Source organism: Methylobacterium sp. W2 (assembly GCF_020662345.1).
GTDB lineage: Bacteria > Pseudomonadota > Alphaproteobacteria > Rhizobiales > Beijerinckiaceae > Methylobacterium.
In genome coordinates, this window is the sequence record NZ_VMOA01000064.1 from 1 (window position 1) to 15,985 (window position 15,985).

The 15,985-nt window shown below is 70.0% G+C and carries 20 protein-coding genes; 4 read left to right on the plus strand and 16 right to left on the minus strand.

Annotated elements, in window-relative coordinates; translation table 11 throughout:
- Positions 1-81 precede the first annotated feature (81 nt).
- The 3 genes from FPV16_RS24140 to FPV16_RS24150 all read right to left on the minus strand — a co-directional run bounded on the left by FPV16_RS24140 (position 82) and on the right by FPV16_RS24150 (position 1,367).
- The gene (locus tag FPV16_RS24140) at positions 82-264 is read right to left on the minus strand and encodes a hypothetical protein (RefSeq protein ID WP_227441069.1); all 183 of its coding nucleotides are present in this window, start codon (positions 262-264) and stop codon (positions 82-84) included.
- A gap of 48 nt (positions 265-312) precedes the next feature.
- On the minus strand, positions 313-558 hold the full coding sequence (locus FPV16_RS24145) for a hypothetical protein (RefSeq protein ID WP_227441070.1): 246 nt from the start codon (positions 556-558) through the stop codon (positions 313-315).
- Positions 559-743: 185 nt separating this feature from the next.
- The gene (locus FPV16_RS24150) at positions 744-1,367 is read right to left on the minus strand and encodes a response regulator transcription factor (protein ID WP_227441071.1); all 624 of its coding nucleotides are present in this window, start codon (positions 1,365-1,367) and stop codon (positions 744-746) included.
- Between the two features lie 239 nt (positions 1,368-1,606).
- Between FPV16_RS24150 and FPV16_RS24155 the strand changes: the two genes are divergently transcribed.
- Positions 1,607-2,503, plus strand: coding sequence for a helix-turn-helix domain-containing protein (locus FPV16_RS24155; protein WP_227441072.1), 897 nt, complete (start codon positions 1,607-1,609; stop codon positions 2,501-2,503).
- A 109-nt stretch (positions 2,504-2,612) separates the two neighbouring features.
- Positions 2,613-3,602 carry a helix-turn-helix domain-containing protein gene (locus tag FPV16_RS24160; protein ID WP_227441073.1) on the plus strand — a complete coding sequence of 330 codons (990 nt, stop codon included), beginning with the start codon at positions 2,613-2,615 and terminating at the stop codon, positions 3,600-3,602.
- 76 nt (positions 3,603-3,678) lie between these two features.
- Here the strand turns inward: FPV16_RS24160 and FPV16_RS24165 are convergent, their stop codons facing one another.
- The 9 genes from FPV16_RS24165 to phnG form a co-directional block, all read right to left on the minus strand.
- Entirely contained in the window at positions 3,679-4,299 is a 621-nt protein-coding gene (locus tag FPV16_RS24165; RefSeq protein WP_227441074.1) for a pyridoxamine 5'-phosphate oxidase family protein, read from the minus strand.
- Between the two features lie 147 nt (positions 4,300-4,446).
- Positions 4,447-4,983 carry a phosphonate metabolism protein/1,5-bisphosphokinase (PRPP-forming) PhnN gene (phnN, locus tag FPV16_RS24170; protein WP_227441075.1) on the minus strand — a complete coding sequence of 179 codons (537 nt, stop codon included), beginning with the start codon at positions 4,981-4,983 and terminating at the stop codon, positions 4,447-4,449.
- On the minus strand, positions 4,983-6,125 hold the full coding sequence (locus FPV16_RS24175) for an alpha-D-ribose 1-methylphosphonate 5-triphosphate diphosphatase (RefSeq protein WP_227441099.1): 1,143 nt from the start codon (positions 6,123-6,125) through the stop codon (positions 4,983-4,985). The genes phnN and FPV16_RS24175 overlap by 1 nt, the downstream gene beginning before the upstream one ends.
- A gap of 32 nt (positions 6,126-6,157) precedes the next feature.
- Complete coding sequence (phnL, locus tag FPV16_RS24180) at positions 6,158-6,871, minus strand: phosphonate C-P lyase system protein PhnL (RefSeq protein ID WP_227441076.1); 714 nt, start codon at positions 6,869-6,871, stop codon at positions 6,158-6,160.
- Positions 6,868-7,656: a phosphonate C-P lyase system protein PhnK gene (gene phnK, locus FPV16_RS24185; protein WP_227441077.1), complete on the minus strand. Its 789-nt coding sequence runs from the start codon at positions 7,654-7,656 to the stop codon at positions 6,868-6,870. Before phnK ends, phnL begins: the two co-directional genes overlap by 4 nt.
- On the minus strand, positions 7,653-8,540 hold the full coding sequence (locus FPV16_RS24190) for an alpha-D-ribose 1-methylphosphonate 5-phosphate C-P-lyase PhnJ (protein ID WP_227441078.1): 888 nt from the start codon (positions 8,538-8,540) through the stop codon (positions 7,653-7,655). The genes phnK and FPV16_RS24190 overlap by 4 nt, the downstream gene beginning before the upstream one ends.
- Positions 8,537-9,652 carry a carbon-phosphorus lyase complex subunit PhnI gene (locus tag FPV16_RS24195; protein ID WP_227441079.1) on the minus strand — a complete coding sequence of 372 codons (1,116 nt, stop codon included), beginning with the start codon at positions 9,650-9,652 and terminating at the stop codon, positions 8,537-8,539. Before FPV16_RS24195 ends, FPV16_RS24190 begins: the two co-directional genes overlap by 4 nt.
- Complete coding sequence (gene phnH, locus FPV16_RS24200) at positions 9,643-10,269, minus strand: phosphonate C-P lyase system protein PhnH (RefSeq protein ID WP_227441080.1); 627 nt, start codon at positions 10,267-10,269, stop codon at positions 9,643-9,645. Before phnH ends, FPV16_RS24195 begins: the two co-directional genes overlap by 10 nt.
- Positions 10,269-10,712 (minus strand): phosphonate C-P lyase system protein PhnG, encoded by a 444-nt coding sequence (gene phnG / locus FPV16_RS24205; RefSeq protein WP_264484011.1) that lies wholly within the window; start codon positions 10,710-10,712, stop codon positions 10,269-10,271. The genes phnH and phnG overlap by 1 nt, the downstream gene beginning before the upstream one ends.
- A 120-nt stretch (positions 10,713-10,832) precedes the next feature.
- On the opposite strand from phnG, the gene phnF reads away from it, so the two are divergent.
- Positions 10,833-11,579, plus strand: a complete 747-nt coding sequence (gene phnF, locus FPV16_RS24210) for a phosphonate metabolism transcriptional regulator PhnF (RefSeq protein ID WP_227441081.1) — start codon at positions 10,833-10,835, stop codon at positions 11,577-11,579.
- A 93-nt stretch (positions 11,580-11,672) separates the two neighbouring features.
- Here phnF and FPV16_RS24215 read toward each other — a convergent pair whose 3' ends face one another.
- On the minus strand, positions 11,673-12,116 hold the full coding sequence (locus tag FPV16_RS24215; RefSeq protein WP_227441082.1) for a PACE efflux transporter: 444 nt from the start codon (positions 12,114-12,116) through the stop codon (positions 11,673-11,675).
- 89 nt (positions 12,117-12,205) lie between these two features.
- Here FPV16_RS24215 and FPV16_RS24220 point away from each other — a divergent pair, with 89 nt between their 5' ends.
- Positions 12,206-13,114: a LysR family transcriptional regulator gene (locus FPV16_RS24220; RefSeq protein ID WP_227441083.1), complete on the plus strand. Its 909-nt coding sequence runs from the start codon at positions 12,206-12,208 to the stop codon at positions 13,112-13,114.
- 162 nt (positions 13,115-13,276) lie between these two features.
- Here the strand turns inward: FPV16_RS24220 and phnE (FPV16_RS24225) are convergent, their stop codons facing one another.
- From phnE (FPV16_RS24225) to phnD, 3 genes are read right to left on the minus strand one after another with little or no spacing between them, the layout of a single operon-like run.
- Complete coding sequence (gene phnE / locus FPV16_RS24225; RefSeq protein ID WP_227441084.1) at positions 13,277-14,128, minus strand: phosphonate ABC transporter, permease protein PhnE; 852 nt, start codon at positions 14,126-14,128, stop codon at positions 13,277-13,279.
- Positions 14,125-15,003 (minus strand): phosphonate ABC transporter, permease protein PhnE, encoded by an 879-nt coding sequence (gene phnE / locus FPV16_RS24230; RefSeq protein WP_227441085.1) that lies wholly within the window; start codon positions 15,001-15,003, stop codon positions 14,125-14,127. The genes phnE (FPV16_RS24225) and phnE (FPV16_RS24230) overlap by 4 nt, the downstream gene beginning before the upstream one ends.
- A 42-nt stretch (positions 15,004-15,045) precedes the next feature.
- Positions 15,046-15,972: a phosphonate ABC transporter substrate-binding protein gene (phnD, locus tag FPV16_RS24235; protein ID WP_227441086.1), complete on the minus strand. Its 927-nt coding sequence runs from the start codon at positions 15,970-15,972 to the stop codon at positions 15,046-15,048.
- Between the last annotated feature and the right edge of the window lie 13 nt (positions 15,973-15,985).

Here is a 15,985-nt window from a genome sequence, read left to right on the forward strand (position 1 = left end):
GGTCGGTGGTGGTCCAGGCCGTCCACGGCTTCCTGCATCCGGAGCCGTGAGCCCCGCTCCGCCGGTCGGAACGCGAGACGCTCACTGAGGGCGCCGATCCATGCGCCGATGGCCGTAGCGGCGATCGACCTTGGCGACGATGGGCGCCGCCGCCATCCAGGAGGACACGATCCGCCCCGCCGGAGGCGTGGAGGATTGCGCGAAGGGCATCGTCGACACCAGCGCCAGAATGGCCGCGAGAGACGGTCTGATGAGAAGGTTCATGGCCGCTCTCCCGGGTTGACGACCGCGCTGGCGCCGTAGGTCGGAGGATCAGTCGGCGGGGCCGCCCGAGGTGGTGCCGAAGTTCGGAACCGCGTGGTTGGTCTCGTCGGCGTTGCCGCCCTTGGCCGAACTGTCGATGGTCCGGGACGCCTGCGGCTCTCCGAAGGATCGCGGGGCGCCCTCCAGGTCGACCCGCTCGACGACGGTGTGGGATGGGCGATGCTCGGGCATGGCCAGGGCCGGGGCCATCAGGCCAAGCTGAAGAAGGGCGATGGAAGCGAGATGCTTGATCATGGTGCGTCTCCTGATATCGGACTGGTTTCAAGAACAGAACGGAGCCGCTCGAAATCTCTGCTGCAGCCCTGAGTTCATATCCGGATCTTAGCCCGTCAGAGGATCCTGAATATTATACGGCGGATCACCAGAACGATGCTTTGGTTATCCCTCCTCATACGAAGGTTTCGTCTCGCGCCCCCCACTCAGCGCTGGCGGGTCGCGGCGATGCCGAGCTGGTCCGCCATGCGGACGAGGTCGGCGAGGGATCGCGCCTGCATCTTCTCCATGACGCGCCGCTTATGGACCTTGGCGGTGATCTCCGTGATGCCGAGATCGGCGGCGATCTGCTTGTTCATCAGCCCTCCGATGGCGCAGCGCAGCACGTCACGCTCGCGGGGCGTCAGGGTGGCGAGCCTGGCCGACAGGTCGTCCCGGGCGCGCCTTTCGGCGAGGGCGACGGCATCGGCCGCCAGCGCCTTGCGGATGGCCGCGACCAGCACGTCGGCGATGAAGGGCTTGGTCAGGAACTCGACGGCGCCCCCCCGCATGGCGCGGACGGACATGGGGATCGTGCCGTAGCCGGTCAGGAAGATGATCGGGACCGTGTTGCCGTCCGCGCGCAACGTGTCCTGGACGGCCAGTCCGCTCTGTTCGGCGAGGCGCACGTCGAGAAGAACGCATTCGGGAGACCGGCGCAGGAGGGACTGCGCCAGCCCGCCGGGATCTCCGTGCCCGACCGCCGCCAATCCCTCCGACAGACAGAGGCGCACCAGCGCTTCGCGCAGCACCGGATCATCGTCGACGATATGAACAGTCGCTTCGGGCATGGTTCTCGATGCGCACCTCGCCGATGCGAATACGTTCACCTGATACACGATTTGGATCGCATGGCGATTGCAAGCTTGACGATTGCCTCGCCTTATCAGGAGCTTCGGCGTCATCAGACCGCCCATACCCGGCAATCCACATCGGGCGGAGGCTCGACCGCGATGGCGGCCACGGCCCGTCCGGTCTCCGATACACCTGTATAATTGCCGTCTTCGCGCACGGCTTGCACGGTGCCGGCATGGATCTTCACCGGCACGGCGCGCACAAATTCCCGAAGGCGGGTCTCTTCGCCTCGTCGGCGGGGCGGCAATGGAAGGGCGTCGCCGCGGAAGTCCGGTCCCATCCGGCGGGCGACCTGCCCGCCATCGTCCCGGCCCAGATGGAAATCACCCTGGCGATCCGGCGCAGCCCGGATGCGTATGTCAGCCGCAAGGGGGCCGGGATCCGGCAGCGGACGCCGGTGGAGGCGGGGACGATCTGGCTTTGTCCCGTCGGGGTCGGCGAGGACGACATCAACATCTCCGCGCCGCTCGACGAGATCCTCCACATCTATCTGCCGACGGAGCGCTTCGAGACCCTCGCGGAGCTGTATGGCGATGCGCGCATCCGTGCCGATACCGTGCGCTATCTCGCCGGCGTCGAGGATCCGTTGCTCGCTCAGATCGGGCTCTCGATCCACCAGGAACTGGTCCGGGAAAGCTCGGCGGGCCGCATGATGGTGGAGGCCGCAGCCCTCGCCCTGACGGCCCGGGTCGCGCAGGCCTACGGTCACGACCGACCGGACACGCGCGTGCGCCCCGCCACGGAGGCCCCTTGCCCCGACCGGATCGACCGCGCCGTCGCGTTCATCCGCGACAATCTCGAACGGGACCTGTCCGTGGCCGAGATCGCCGCCGTGGCGTGCCTCAGCCCCTTCCACTTCAGCCGCATGTTCAAACGCGTCACGGGCAGGACGCCCTATGCTTTCGTCAGCGAGGAACGACTTGCTCGCGCACGACGGTTGCTGAACGACCGCAAGATCCCGCTGGTGGATGTCGCGTTGTCGTCCGGTTTTTCGAGCCAGGGCGCGTTCAACACGGCGTTCAAGCGCGTCGTCGGCAAGACGCCGGGCGAGTACAGGCAGCATACCTCATGAAGGCCGATCCCGTGAACAGCAGGATCTGGACACGCCACCGCAGCCTCGCGAAAGACGGGTCCTAGCTTGGCCGTTTAGCTTCTCGCCATCGTACAATGGGGAGACAGACATGCTTCGAACGCTTGTCCATGACTGCGATGCGCCGCTTGCCGTACCGCCGGCGCCGGCCTCTCTCCGCCCCACCCCGACGCGCGATATCCGCTTCGGCGGCATGTCCCATGACCCCGTCCGCCAGGCGAGAATCCGGCCCGACGATTGGTCGGACGGCGCCATCGTCCTCGGCTGGCGGGACGGCATGGCCGGCAGCCTCCGGGTCGACCGGCTCGATGCGCTCATCCTCCAGGTCCGACTCGGCGAGACGGAAGGGCGATCCCCGCACCGGGAGGTTGTCGAGGGTAGCCAGCCCCGGATGCTCCTGAACGCCGGGGAGGCGATCCTCCACGATCTGCGCCAGACCTGCGTATTGCGGACACAGAAGCGAACCCTCCAGATCGGGCTCGACAGCCGACTTCTGAAGCAGGTGGCCGACGATCTGAGCATCGTCGACGCCGATCCCCTCGATGAACTCGTGCCGGTCTTCGGTGAGGTCCTGGCGGACCCCGCCCTGCACAACCTCGCCGTCAGCGTCGGGGAAACGCTGGATCGGCAGGATCGCTGGGCCGACGTCATCCGCCGCCAGTTGACCCGCGCCGTCGCGGCTCATCTGCTCGGGACCTATACGCCGCTCCAGCCCGCGCCCGAGACGGTTCGCGGCGGATTGGCTCCCTGGCAGCTCCGTCGCGCCCAGGACCACATCCGCGCCGATCTCGCCCGGGCGATCCACCTCCAGGCGGTCTCGGACGCCTGCGGGCTCTCCATCAGCCACTTCGCGCGCGCCTTTCGCCAATCCACCGGCATCGCCCCCCATTCGTGGCTGACGCGGGAGCGCATCGCTCAGGCCAAGACCATGATGCGGAGGGGAGATCGGACGCTCGCCGATATCGCGCTCGCCTGCGGCTTCGCCGATCAGAGCCACTTCACCCGCGCCTTCGCCAAGGATCAGGGCACGACCCCGGGACGCTGGCGTCGTCTGCTGGAACCGGACTCCCGGCACGCGTAGCCCGACCGGGGCCGGGTGGCGTCGCCGGTAGGTGGTGAGCGGCGGTTGCCGAAGACCTGCGTCCGCCGCTCCTCGATCACCACATGGTGTGCTTGGCCCTTTCCGCCCAGGTCGAATCGTAGACCTCGCCCCCGACCCGACCATGGCTCAGTTCGGCCAAGATCTGCCCGGGCGACGGCAGCGTCTTTGGGTCGACATGGTTGGCTTGCTGCCACAGGCCGGATCGGATGAGGGCGCGCGCGCACTGGAAGTAGACTTCCCCAACGGTGATCACCATCACGGTGCGGGGCGCTTTGCCATCGACGGCAAACGACGCGCACAGTGACCGATCATCGTCGATGACCGCTCGGCCATTCACCCGAAGCGCGTTGCCGATGCCGGGGATCAGGAACATCAACCCGACCCTTGGATCACGCACGACGTTGCGCAGGCTGTCGATCCGATTGTTCCCTCGGCGATCGGGCAAGAGCAGCGTGCGGGGATCGGCGACGCGGATGAACCCTGGACGGTCACCACGGGGAGAGCAGTCGAGGCCTTCGGGGCCAGCGGTGGCAAGGGTCGCGAAGGGCGCAACCTCGATGAAGCGCCGATACTGCGGGGTGATGTGGTCTGCGACCTTGGCGGTGGACGCGTCAGCGACGGCGCCCCACTCCCCGTAGATGCGCTCAAGTCCCGCCACCGTTTCGACCACTGCCATCGCTCGTACACCTCTTGGCCAATGGATGGGCTTCACCCCCCTCGCACGAAGCGGAGCGGCGACAACAAAACGACAGCATTCCGCCGGCGACTCGGCCCTCGGGCCTACGGCCTCAATAGAGTGCGAGCCGGGTCCCTGAGGCGAACCTCAGGCCGCCCGTTCTCGCAGATGCGCGATCAATTCGGCAGCCGCGCTGTGCGGGTCGGCATCGTTCCAGATCGTGCACTCGGCCTCGATCGGTACGACGCGGTCGAGGCGGGCGCGCAGGTCCCCATCCTCCGGCCGGCCCCGCGCGGCGAGGCGGCGGGCGAGGATATCGGGCGAGGCCGTGATCGACACGACGCTGACGCACGGCTGGGCGAGGCGGGCCGTTTGGACGATGCGGCGTGAGACGTTGCAGACCACCACGTGTCCGGCTTGCGCCTGATCCAGGGTCTCGCCGGGGATCGCGTAGCCGAGGCCGTGCGCACGCCAATGCAGGGCGAAGGCGCCGGAGGCCGCTCCGTCGGTGAACGCATCCTCCGAGATCGCGATATTGTCCTCGTGCGCCGAGGGCGCGCGGGTCACGAGGCGGCGCGGGAAGACGAAGCGGACCTCGTGGGCGAGGGCTTCCCGTGCCAGCCGCAGCAGGGTGTCCTTTCCGGCCCCGCTCGGGCCGACGACGAGAACGAAGCCGCCGGGCATCACACCACCCGCGTGCCGGCGCGCCAGACCTGGCGCACCACCGGCACGCCCCGGGCGAGACGAACCCGGACGAGGTCCGCGCGGAGATCCGGCTCCAGACGGCCGCGATCGGTCAGCCCGGTGGCGTGAGCGGGATTGGCCGTCACCGTGGCGATGGCGTCCGGCAGGGAAATGCCGGGCACGCGCTCGGGCAATCCGAACGCCGCCATCAGCAGGCTCGCCGGCACGTAATCCGAGGACAGGATGCTGAGATAGCCGGCCTCCGCCAGGGTCTGGGCCGCGACGTTGCCCGAATGGGAACCGCCCCGGATGAGGTTCGGCGCCCCCATCATCACGGTGATGCCGGCCGCATGCGAGGCTTCCGCCGCCTCGAGGGTGGTGGGGAACTCGGCGATCGCCACCGATTCATCGCGGGAGAGGCTCACGTCGGCCAACGTGGTGTCGTCGTGGCTGGCGAGCGGAATGCCGAGCTCCCGCGCCAGGGCGACGAGGGCCGGGCGATTGACGGCATTGAGGGCGTGGCCGTCGCGCATCTTGCGTTCGGTGCTGAGCTTGATCTCCTCCAGGGAGCGGCCGCCGCGCCCGGCATAGACGTAGTACTTCGCCACATCCCGGAACTGGCGCTGGCCCGGCGTATGGTCCATCAGCGACAGGAGGCCGATGGCATAGCGCCCGGCGAAGGCGCGCACGGTCTCGACCACGTCGGTGGAGGGGATCTCGCAGCGCAGGTGCGTGCGGTGCTCGGCCCGGAACAGGTCCGCCCCTCGTGCCTCCGCCAGGGCGGCCGCCAGAAGCTCGAGCTCGGTGCCGAGGCCGCTGCCATCCGGGTCGGTGCCGGCGCGCAGCGAATCGAACACCGTGGTGATGCCGGATGCCGCGATCTGCGCGTCGTAGGCGAGCACCGCCCCGAGGGGGTGCCAGCGCACGCCGGGGCGCGGGGCGTAGTGGCTCTCCAGGTGGTCGGTGTGGAGCTCGACCAGGCCCGGGATGATCGTGTCGCCGGCGCAGTCGAGGCCGCGCTCCGGAGCACGTCCCGTGCCGATCTCGGCGATGTGCCCGTCAACCATGGCGAGCCAGCCCGTCTCGACCCGGTCGGGCAGAACGAGGCGCGCGTTCTCGAGGATCTCGACCCGGTCCGTCATGCCTGCCTGCTCCCGGTCCATTGATGTCTGGTTCATGCGGCCATCGCCCCGCGGAAGGCGGCGACATCGACGATGCGCGTCGCCACCGCCTCGCGGACATCCGCGTCGTGGAAGATGCCGAGGATGCCGGCGCCCGCCGCCCGCTTCTCGGCGATGAGCGCCACCACGACGGCGCGGTTCTCGGCATCGAGGGAGGCGGTGGGCTCGTCGAGGAGCAGGATGGGCCGGTCGGCGATGAGGCCGCGCGCGATGTTGACCCGCTGCTGCTCGCCCCCCGAGAAGGTCGCGGGCGGCAGCCCCCACAGGCGCTCGGGCAGGTTGAGGCGGGTGAGCAGGTCGGCTGCACGGGACCGGGCCGCTTCGGGGGCCAATCCCCCTTCGATTCCGGCGGCCTCCACCACGGCGCGGGCGCCGACCCGGGGGATCACCCGCAGGAACTGCGAGACGTAGGCCAGCGTCGTGCGCCGCAGGCCCAGGATCTCGCGCGGTGCGGCGGTGGCGAGGTCGACGACGCGGGCCCCGTCACGGACCCGGATCGCGCCGGCGGCGCAGCGGTAATTGCCGTAGGCCATCTTGAGGAGGGAGGACTTGCCTGCACCCGAGGCGCCGCCGAGCACGACGCATTCGCCGGGATGGACCGCGAGGGTCGCGCCGGCGATCACCGGCAGCACGGCGCCGCCGCGCAGGTGCAGGGTGAAGCTCTTGGCCACGTCGTCGAAGGCGAGGAGGGGCGGAAGGGACGTCATGCGGCGAGCACCGAGGAGACGAGGAGCTGGGTATAGGCGGCCTGGGGGTCGTCGAGGACCTGGTCGGTCAGCCCGGTCTCGATCACCCGGCCGCCGCGCATGACGAGGACGCGGTGCGAGAGCAGGCGCGCCACGGCGAGGTCGTGGGTGACGATGATCACCGCGAGGCCGAGCTCGGCCACCAGCCCCCGGATCATGTCGAGGAGGCGGGCCTGGACCGAGACGTCGAGGCCCGAGGTCGGCTCGTCCATGAGCACGAGGCGGGGCGCGGTGACGAGGTTGCGGGCGATCTGCAGGCGCTGGCGCATGCCGCCGGAGAAGCGCGTCGGCGGGTCGTCGACCCGGTCGGGGGCGATCTCGACACGGGCGAGCCAGTCGAGGGCGGTGGCGCGGATGCGTCCGTAATGGCGGTCCCCCACGCCCATCAGGCGCTCGCCGACATTGCCGCCGGCCGAGACCGCCATGCGCAACCCCTGCGTGGCGTCCTGGCGCACGAAGCCCCAGTCGGTGCGCATCAGGGCGCGGCGATCGACGACGCTCAGCGCGGCGAGGTCACGGGTCGCGCCGTCCCGCATCCGGTAGGAGACCGTTCCGGCATCGGCCGTGACCTCACCGGCGATCAGGGACAGCAGGGTCGACTTGCCGGAACCCGATTCACCGACCACCGCGAGCACTTCGCCCGCATCGAGGGTGAAGCCGATGCCGTCGCAGGCGAGGCGACGGCCGTAGCGCTTGGTCAGGCCGTCGACCGTTAGCAAAGGTTCGGGGAGCAGGGGTTCGATCACGCGGCCTCTCCCGTGTGGCCGTCGGCGCGGCGGGTCTCGCAATGGTCGGTGTCCGAGCAGACGAACATCCGCCCGCCGGCATCGTCGAGGACGACCTCGTCGAGGTAGACGTCCTCCGCCCCGCAGAGGGCGCAGGGGCGGTCGAAGCTCTGGACCCGGAACGGATGGTCCTCGAAATCGAGGCTGCGCACCCGTGTGTAGGGGGGAATCGCATAGATGCGCTTCTCGCGCCCTGCGCCGAAGAGCTGGAGCGCGGGGCAATCGTCCATCTTGGGGTTGTCGAATTTCGGGGTCGGGGAGGGGTCCATCACGTAGCGGCCGGCCACCTCCACCGGGTAGGCGTAGGTGGTGGCGATGTGGCCGTGGCGGGCGATGTCCTCGTAGAGCTTCACGTGCATCAGGCCGTATTCGGCGAGCGCATGGAGCTGGCGCGTCTCGGTCTCGCGCGGTTCGAGGAAGCGCAGCGGCTCGGGGATCGGCACCTGGTAGACGAGCACCTGCCCCTCGGCCAGCGGCGCTTCCGGGATGCGGTGGCGGGTCTGGATCACCGTGGCCTCGGCCGTGCGCGTCGTGGTCGCGATCCCGGCGGTGGCGGTGAAGAAGCGGCGGATCGAGACCGCGTTGGTGGTGTCGTCGGCGCCCTGGTCGATCACCTTGAGCACGTCGGATGAGCCCAGGATCGCGGCCGTGACCTGCACCCCGCCCGTGCCCCAGCCATAGGGCATCGGCATCTCGCGGGCGGCGAAGGGCACCTGGTAGCCGGGGATCGCGATGGCCTTGAGGATGGCCCGGCGGATCATCCGTTTCGTGCCCTCGTCGAGATAGGCGAAGTTGTAGCCGGTGCCCGGCGAAGCGGTGACCTGGATTTGGACCTGCGCGTTCATTCGGCGGCCTCCCGCAAGGTGGGTTCGTCCGGCTCGGCGGTCCGGGCGGCGTGCTCGGCGCGCAGGCGCCGGACGAGGTCGAGTTCGGCCTGGAAGTCGACGTAGTGCGGCAGCTTCATGTGCTCGACGAAGCCCGTTGCCTGCAGGCTGTCGCAATGGGCCAGCACGAATTCCTGGTCCTGGGCCGGCACCACTACGGCCTCGCCGAGTTCGGCCGCCCGCAGGGAGCGGTCCACCAGCGCCATGGCCATGGCCTTGCGCTCGCCCTGGCCGAAGACGAGGCCGTAGCCGCGGGTGAATTGCGGCGGCACCGCCCCGTGGCCGTGGAACTGGTTGATCATCTGGCACTCGGTCATGTCGACCGTGCCGAGGCTGACGGGAAAACCGAGTTCTTCCGGCGTGAAGTCGAGCTCCACGGATCCGACCCGGATCTCGCCGACGAAGGGGTGGGTGCGGCCGTAGCCGCGCTGCGTCGAGTAGCCCAGCGCCAGGATGAAACCCTCGTCGCCCCGCGCCAGCCCCTGCAGCCGGACCGCGCGGTCGGCGGGGTAATCCACCGGCTCGCGGGTGAGGTCGCCCACGGGCGCGCCGTCGTCCGGAGGCGAGGGTTCGAGCAGGCCGGCCTGCCCGAGGAGATCGGTGACCCGCGGGCAGGCGGCGGCATCGGCCTCCGGCTCGGCCTCGGCGGCGGGTTCGGGGACGGCGCCGTCGGCCAGGGCGAAATCGACGAGGCGGTGGGTGTAGTCGAAGGTCGGGCCGAGAACCTGACCGCCGGGCAAGTCCTTGAAGGTGGCGGAGATGCGCCGTGCCAGGGTCATCGCGCCGGTATCGAGGGCCTCGGTGGCGCCGAAACGCGGCAGCGTGGTGCGGTAGGCCCGCACCAGGAACACCGCCTCGACCACGTCGCCGCGGGCCTGTTTCAGGGCGAGGGCGGCAAGATCGGGATCGTAGAGGGAGCCCTCGGTCATCACCCGGTCGACGAGGAGGCGCATCTGCTCGCGGATCTGCGCCACGGTGAGGTCGGGCACGGCCGGATCGCCGCGCCGGATTTCGGCCAGCAGCCGGTGGGCATTGTCGATGGCGGCCTCGCCACCCTTCACCGCTACGTACATGGGGTTGCCTCCGGGGCGGCGGGGCGGGCCGAGCGCGGGAGCCCGGCGAGGCGCCCGGCCGCGACGAGGAGAAGGTCGACGCCGAGCGGGAAGCCGGCCTGGTTCGCGGCCCAGCGCGACGCCCAATCGGCGGGCAGGGGGCCGGCATCGAGGCGCATGGTGCCGCGGATGCCCGGCCCCGCGAAGGCCGGGCCGTCGGCGTCGGACAGGGTCTCGACGGCGAGGATCAGGGTGGCTGAGGCATCGGGGTAGGCGGGGGTGCCCTGCGCGAACTCCGTGAAGGCCGGGCAGCCGGCGGGATCGGCGATCAGCGCGAAGGCGGCCTGCCCGGGCGATGCGACGATCGGCGCCCCGGTGTGGAAGCGCAGGAAGCCGGCCACCGCCGGTTCTTCCCGCAGCGGAGCATCGAGCCAGACCGGCGTGTCGGCATCGGTCAACGCCAGCGCCAGGGCCGCGAGTTCCGGGGTGAGCGGGGCAGGGGGCGTCAGGGCGATGGCCAGGGGACGGATGCGGCCGGGCCGGCTCAGAGCCTCCATCGCGGCGCGGAACACCGCTTGTCCCTCATGGACGGGATCGGCGAAGCCATGGGCCAGTTGTCGAGCGAGGGTATGCGCCATCAATCCTCTCCCCGCGCCAGGGTGAAGAAGTTCACCCGGGTCGCCGCCACCTTGCGGGCGGCCTGCCGCGCCGCCTCCGCCCGGCGCGCGGCGATGGCGGCCAATGCGGCATCAAGGGCCGGGCGCGCCTCCGGGCGTTGCCAATGCGCGTCGAGGATGGCCGCGAGGCGGGCGCGATCCCGGTCGCGGCCGAGGTGGTAGGCAAAGCCGGTCTCGCCGCCGGGCAGGCGTACCGCCGCCCTCGTCACGGTGGCCTCGCCGGCGTTGAAGGGCCGGCCGTCGCCGCCGATCCGCCCCCGGACCATCACCAGCCCGGTCTCCGCCGGACGCAGATCCTCCGCCTCGGGAGTGATTCCAGCCTGCGCCAGAGCAGCCAGCAGCTCGGCCGGGCTGGCCTGGCCGGCCCGCTCCATCGCATGCCGGCGGGCTGTGGGGTCTGGCATCCCCGGCTCACGTGGTGTTTGGCTGGCACTCGGCATCGATCGGTCTCCAGACATGTCTAGATGTATAGACAAGAGGATGATCAGGCGCAAGGAGTTTCGGGCAGGCTATGCGAGCGATCCATGAATGAGGCGGGCGACAGGCCCGTGACAGCGCTCCAGCGCGGGGGTGGTCTCGCCGCCTGGCGGCAGATCGCGGACGCGCTGGCGGGCGAGATCCGCAGCGGGGCACTTGCCCGCGGGGCGCAGCTGCCGGCCGAATCGGCGCTCGCCGCGCGCTTCGGCGTGAACCGGCACACGGTGCGCCGGGCGCTCGGCGTGCTCGCCGAGGACGGGCTGGTGCGCACCACGCAGGGCAAGGGCAGCTTCGTGGAACAGGGCCCGATCCCCTATCCGATCGGTCCCCGGACCCGATTCTCCGAGATCGTCACGCGCACGGGCCGCGAGGCCTGGGGCGACCTGATCGCGGCCGCGACGGTGCCGGCCGATGCGGGCTGGGCCGAGGCCCTGGGGATCGCGCCCGGCGCGCCGATCCTCGAACTCCACACCGTGCACCGGGCCGACGGCGCCCCGATCTCGACGGCCCGGACCTGCCTGCCCCTGCCGCGCTTTTCCGGCTTCGACACGGCCTACGCCGCCAGCGGCTCGATCACCCGCGCCTATGCGGGCTACGGGGTCGCCGACTACACCCGTCTCTCGACCCGGATCGGCGCCCGTGCCGCCGAGGCCGAGGAGGCGGCGCGCCTCGACATCGCCCCCGGCCGCAGCCTGATCATCCTGTCGAGCGTGAACGTAGACAGCGACGGCCAGCGCATCCAGGCCACCCGCAGCCTGTTTGCCGCCGACCGGGTGGAGCTGGTGGTGGAGTGATCGCCCTTCTCCGCGACCACGATATCGTCGACGCATGCGACCGGGCGCGTAAACTCCGCAATCCAGTCGCCGGCGGAACGGCTCGATTGCGGTTCAGGCGGACGGCTCGGCCGCGACCTTGCCCCAGCTCGGCAGGGGGAAGGCCCGGTCGTAGGTCAGGTTGAAGACGAAGGCGTAGACCACGTAGAAGGCCGCGATCGCCAGATCCATGAAGAAGGCTTGCGCGAGGCCGATGCCGAGATACCAGGCGGTCGGCGGCAGCAGGATCATGAGCAGGCCCGCTTCGAACAGCACGGCGTGCCCCACCCGCAGGAGGAGGCTCTTGCGGGTGTGCCCGGTGAGCCGCTGCAGCGCCCGGTCGAAGCCGAGGTTGTAGACGTAGTTCCAGGCCGTCGCGATCAGGGCGCTGCCGATGCCGATCACCCCCATATCGGAGGCGTGCAGCCCGAACAGCACGGTGCCGAACGGGACGATGAGGGCCAGCCCGAACATCTCGAACAGGAGGGCGTGGCGGATACGGTCACGGGTGCTGCGCATGGTCTCGTCTCGAAAAGCCTCGTTGGTTCGTGGCTTTCTATCTGCCATACCGCGTCCGGCAAGTTAGGACGTATCTGAGGATCAGATAGATGGCCGTCTCGCTCGACCAACTCCAGGCCTTCGTGGCCGCGGCCGAGGCGGGGTCCTTCTCCGGCGCCGCCCGCGTGCTGCGCAAGGCGCAGTCGGCCGTCAGCACCCAGGTGGCGAATCTCGAGGCCGATCTCGGAATCACGCTGTTCAGCCGGGCGGGCCGGAACCCGGTGCTCACCCCGGCGGGGGAACGGCTGCTGCTGGAGGCGCGCGTGGTGCTCGACCGGCGCGAGCACCTGATCGGCGTGGCGAGCAGCCTGGAGCGGCGGGTGGAGAACCGGCTGGTGGTCGCCATCGACGAGCTCTATCCCGAGCATGCGCTGGGCGCCCTGTTCGCCGACTTCGCCCGGCACTTCCCCTTCGTCGAGCTGGAGCTGCTCTTCCCGCTGATGGAGGATGTCAGCCGCATGGTGCAGTCCGGCGCCGCCGATCTCGGCGTGATGTGGCGCCAGGAGGTGCTGCCCACGGAACTCGGCTTCCAGACCATCGGCTGGGTGCCGCTCAAGCTCGTCTGCGGGCGCGACCACCCGCTCGCCAAGGCGCGGGTGGAATGGGAGGAGCTGAAGCGCCACCGCCAGATCCTGGTTGCCGCGCGCAGCGACGGGCCGGAGAAGCGCCGCCTGCGGGTGGCCGCCGAGGTGTGGTGGGTGGAGAGCCACTGGGTGATCCTGGAGCTGGTGAAGCACGGGATCGGCTGGGCCTTCGTCACCGACCACGTCATCGCCGCGTCGCTCACGGCGCCGCACCTCGTCACGCCGGACCTGCAGTTCGACGCGGGCGACTGGCCGATCGCCCTCGAGCTGGTCTGGCACAAGCAGCGGCCCTGCGGCCCCGCCGCGACCTGGCTGCGCGAACGCTTCGCGGCGGAGCGGATCGGCCCCGTCTCGCGGGACGGGCCGACGGGCTGACGGGGAATGGTCGGATTTTGGCTCGGCCGGGAAGAGAGCCCGCTCATACCGGACCTCGATGAGCGCGACTCGTCGAGGCCTGCCCGCGCGACGGCGCGGCGGCCGTCGTCCGCCGGACCTCACTGACCCTGACCGATGGGTCAGGGTCAGTGAGGTCTGGTATCAGGTCGTCGCGCCGCCGATCAGGGCCCGGCGCAGGCGCCCGGAGACGGCGTCGATGATCGCCACGGTGATGAGGATCATCAGGATCAGGAAGGCGACCTGGCGCAGTTCGAGGACGCGGATCAGCTCGGTCAGGTACTGGCCGATGCCGCCCGCGCCGACGATGCCGATGATGGTGGCCGAGCGGGTGTTCGATTCGAAGAAGTACAGAACCTGGCTGCCGAGCACCGGCAACACCGCCGGGATGAGGCCGAAGCGGATGCGATGCAATTCGGCACCGCCGGAGGCGGAGACGCCCTCGCCGGCCTTGCCGTCGACGGTCTCGACCGCTTCCGAAAACAGTTTGCCAAGGGCCCCGAAATCCGCGCAGGCGATGGCGAGCGCCCCGGCGAAGGGGCCGAGCCCGACCACGTTGATCCAGATCAGCGCCCAGATCAGCACATCGACGGAGCGCACCACGTCGAGGCCGCGCCGGACGGTGAAATGCACGAAGGGATTGGGAACGACGTTGCGGGCGGCCAGGAATGCTACGGGGAAGGCCAGGATCGCCGCCGTCAGCGTCCCGATGAAGGCGATACCGAGGGTCTCGGCGAGCGCCTGCAGGAAGGCCCAGGCCCGCCCGCCGGTCTCCGGCGGCAGCATCAGCAGGCTGAACTCGCCGAGGCGGCCGAGGCCATTGAGCAGGCGGGCGGCGGAGAAATCGAGGCGCACCAGCGCGTAGCCGGACAAGGCGACGAGGGCGGCGAGGGCGAGACCCGCGAGAAGGCGGGCGCGCCAGGCCGGGCGGAAGCTGTCGGGAAAGCGCCGACGCAGGGCGGCGATCTCGGCCGGATCGATGTCGGGACCGGTCATCGCAGGCTCCCGAGGAGGTGGTGGCGCAGGCGCTCGGTGCCGAGGTCGATCGCCATCACGGTGAGGATGATCAGGACCAGGATCGCGCTGACATCGGCGTAGTAGAAGTTGCGGATCGCCACGAGGAGCTCCTGCCCGATGCCGCCGGCGCCGACGAAGCCCATGACGCCCGCGCCCCGCACGTTGATCTCGAAGCGCAGCAGCCCGTAGGAGACGAAGTTCGACAGCACCTGCGGCAGCACGGCGAAGCGCAGGGTCTCGATCCGGCCCGCCCCGGCGGCGGTGAGGCTCTCCACCGGCTTCATGTCGATGTTCTCGACGACCTCCGAGAACAGCTTGCCCAGCGCCCCCGTGGTGTGGATCGCCAGCGCCAGCACGCCCACCATCGGCCCGAGGCCGAAAGCGATGACGAAGAGCAGCGCGAACACGATCTCGGGCACCGTGCGGCAGAATTCGAGCCCGCGCCGCACCAGGAAGCACGCCGTCCGGCTGCCGGTCACGTTGGCGGCGGCGGAAAAGCACAGGAGGACGCCGCCGATGGCCCCCAGCAGGGTGCCGAGATAGGCCATCAGCAGGGTCTCGCCGAGCAGAGCCAGCCATTTCGGCCAGCCCCAGTACCATTCGGCCAGATCCCCCGGCAGGTTCGCCAGGGTCAGGTGGGGCAGGATCTGGTCGATGTAATCGGTGAACCGGCCGATATTGGCCGCGAGCACCAGGGGACGCACCTCGGCGGCGTAAGCGGCGAGCCCGGCGAGGACGACGATCACGGCGAGGCCGGCCCAGGTCCGGCGCCGGGTCGCGGCGACGGCCGCATCGTAGGCCCCCGCCAGGGCGGAGGCCCGGTCCGGGGGCAGGGGCGTGATCCGCTCAGGCATCGGTCGTTACCGGCGGTGCCGCGTGGATCGGGACAGGTCCGGTCAAGATTTGCGGCGCTGGTCGTCGTTGAACTTCAGCATCTCGATGATCGGCTGGTAATCCTTCAGGGTCACGGCGGTGAGGCCCTGGTCCTTGCCGTCCGAGAGCCGGTCGAAGGCCGCCTTGTCGGCCGTCGGCAGCGCCACGAGGGCGTCGCGGATCTTCGCCTTCAGGTCGTCGGGCAGGCTCGCCAGCATGGCGAAGGGCCCCTCGGGCAGGAAGTCGGACTTGAACACGACCCGGAAATCGGCCTGCGTCAGGGGCGTCCCGTCGGGCTTCTTGAGCATGCCCTTGGCGGCCATGCGGGTGACCATGGTGTCGGTGTCGGTGTTGTAGAGGTTGGCGGCCGCCTCCACCGTGCCCTGGACGAGGGCGAGGACGGCGTTCTCGTGGCTGCCGGCATAGACGGTCTTGCCGAAATGCGCGTCGACCGGGTGGCCGGCCTTGTGCAGGAAGAAGCGCGGCGCCTGGTTGCCGGAGGTGGAGTTGGGATCGACCAAAGCGAGGTTCTTGCCCTTCAGGTCCTCGATCGTCTTGTAGGGGCTGTCGGCCCGCACGTAGATCACCGAGTAGTAGCCCGAGGCGCCGGTGTCGTGCTTCTGGTTGACGATGGGCTCGATCTTGACGCCGGTCATCACCGCGCGGGCGAAGGAGGCGGGGCCGTAGAAGGCGAGCTGGGCGTTGCCGGCGCGCTGGCTTTCGATCACGGCGGCGTAATCGTTGGCGATGCGCAACTTCACCGGCACGCCGAGGGCCTTCGACAGGTAGGCGGTCATCGGTGCGTAGCGATCGGTGGTGCCCGACGCGTTCTCGGCCGGGATCACCGCCAGAGTCAGTTCCGGATAAGCCGCTTTCCAATCCTGCGCGGCGGCCGGGACGGCGAGGAGGGCGAGCGCGAGGGCTCCGGCGAGGGATCGGCGGGTCAGCATGGGGATCTTCCGG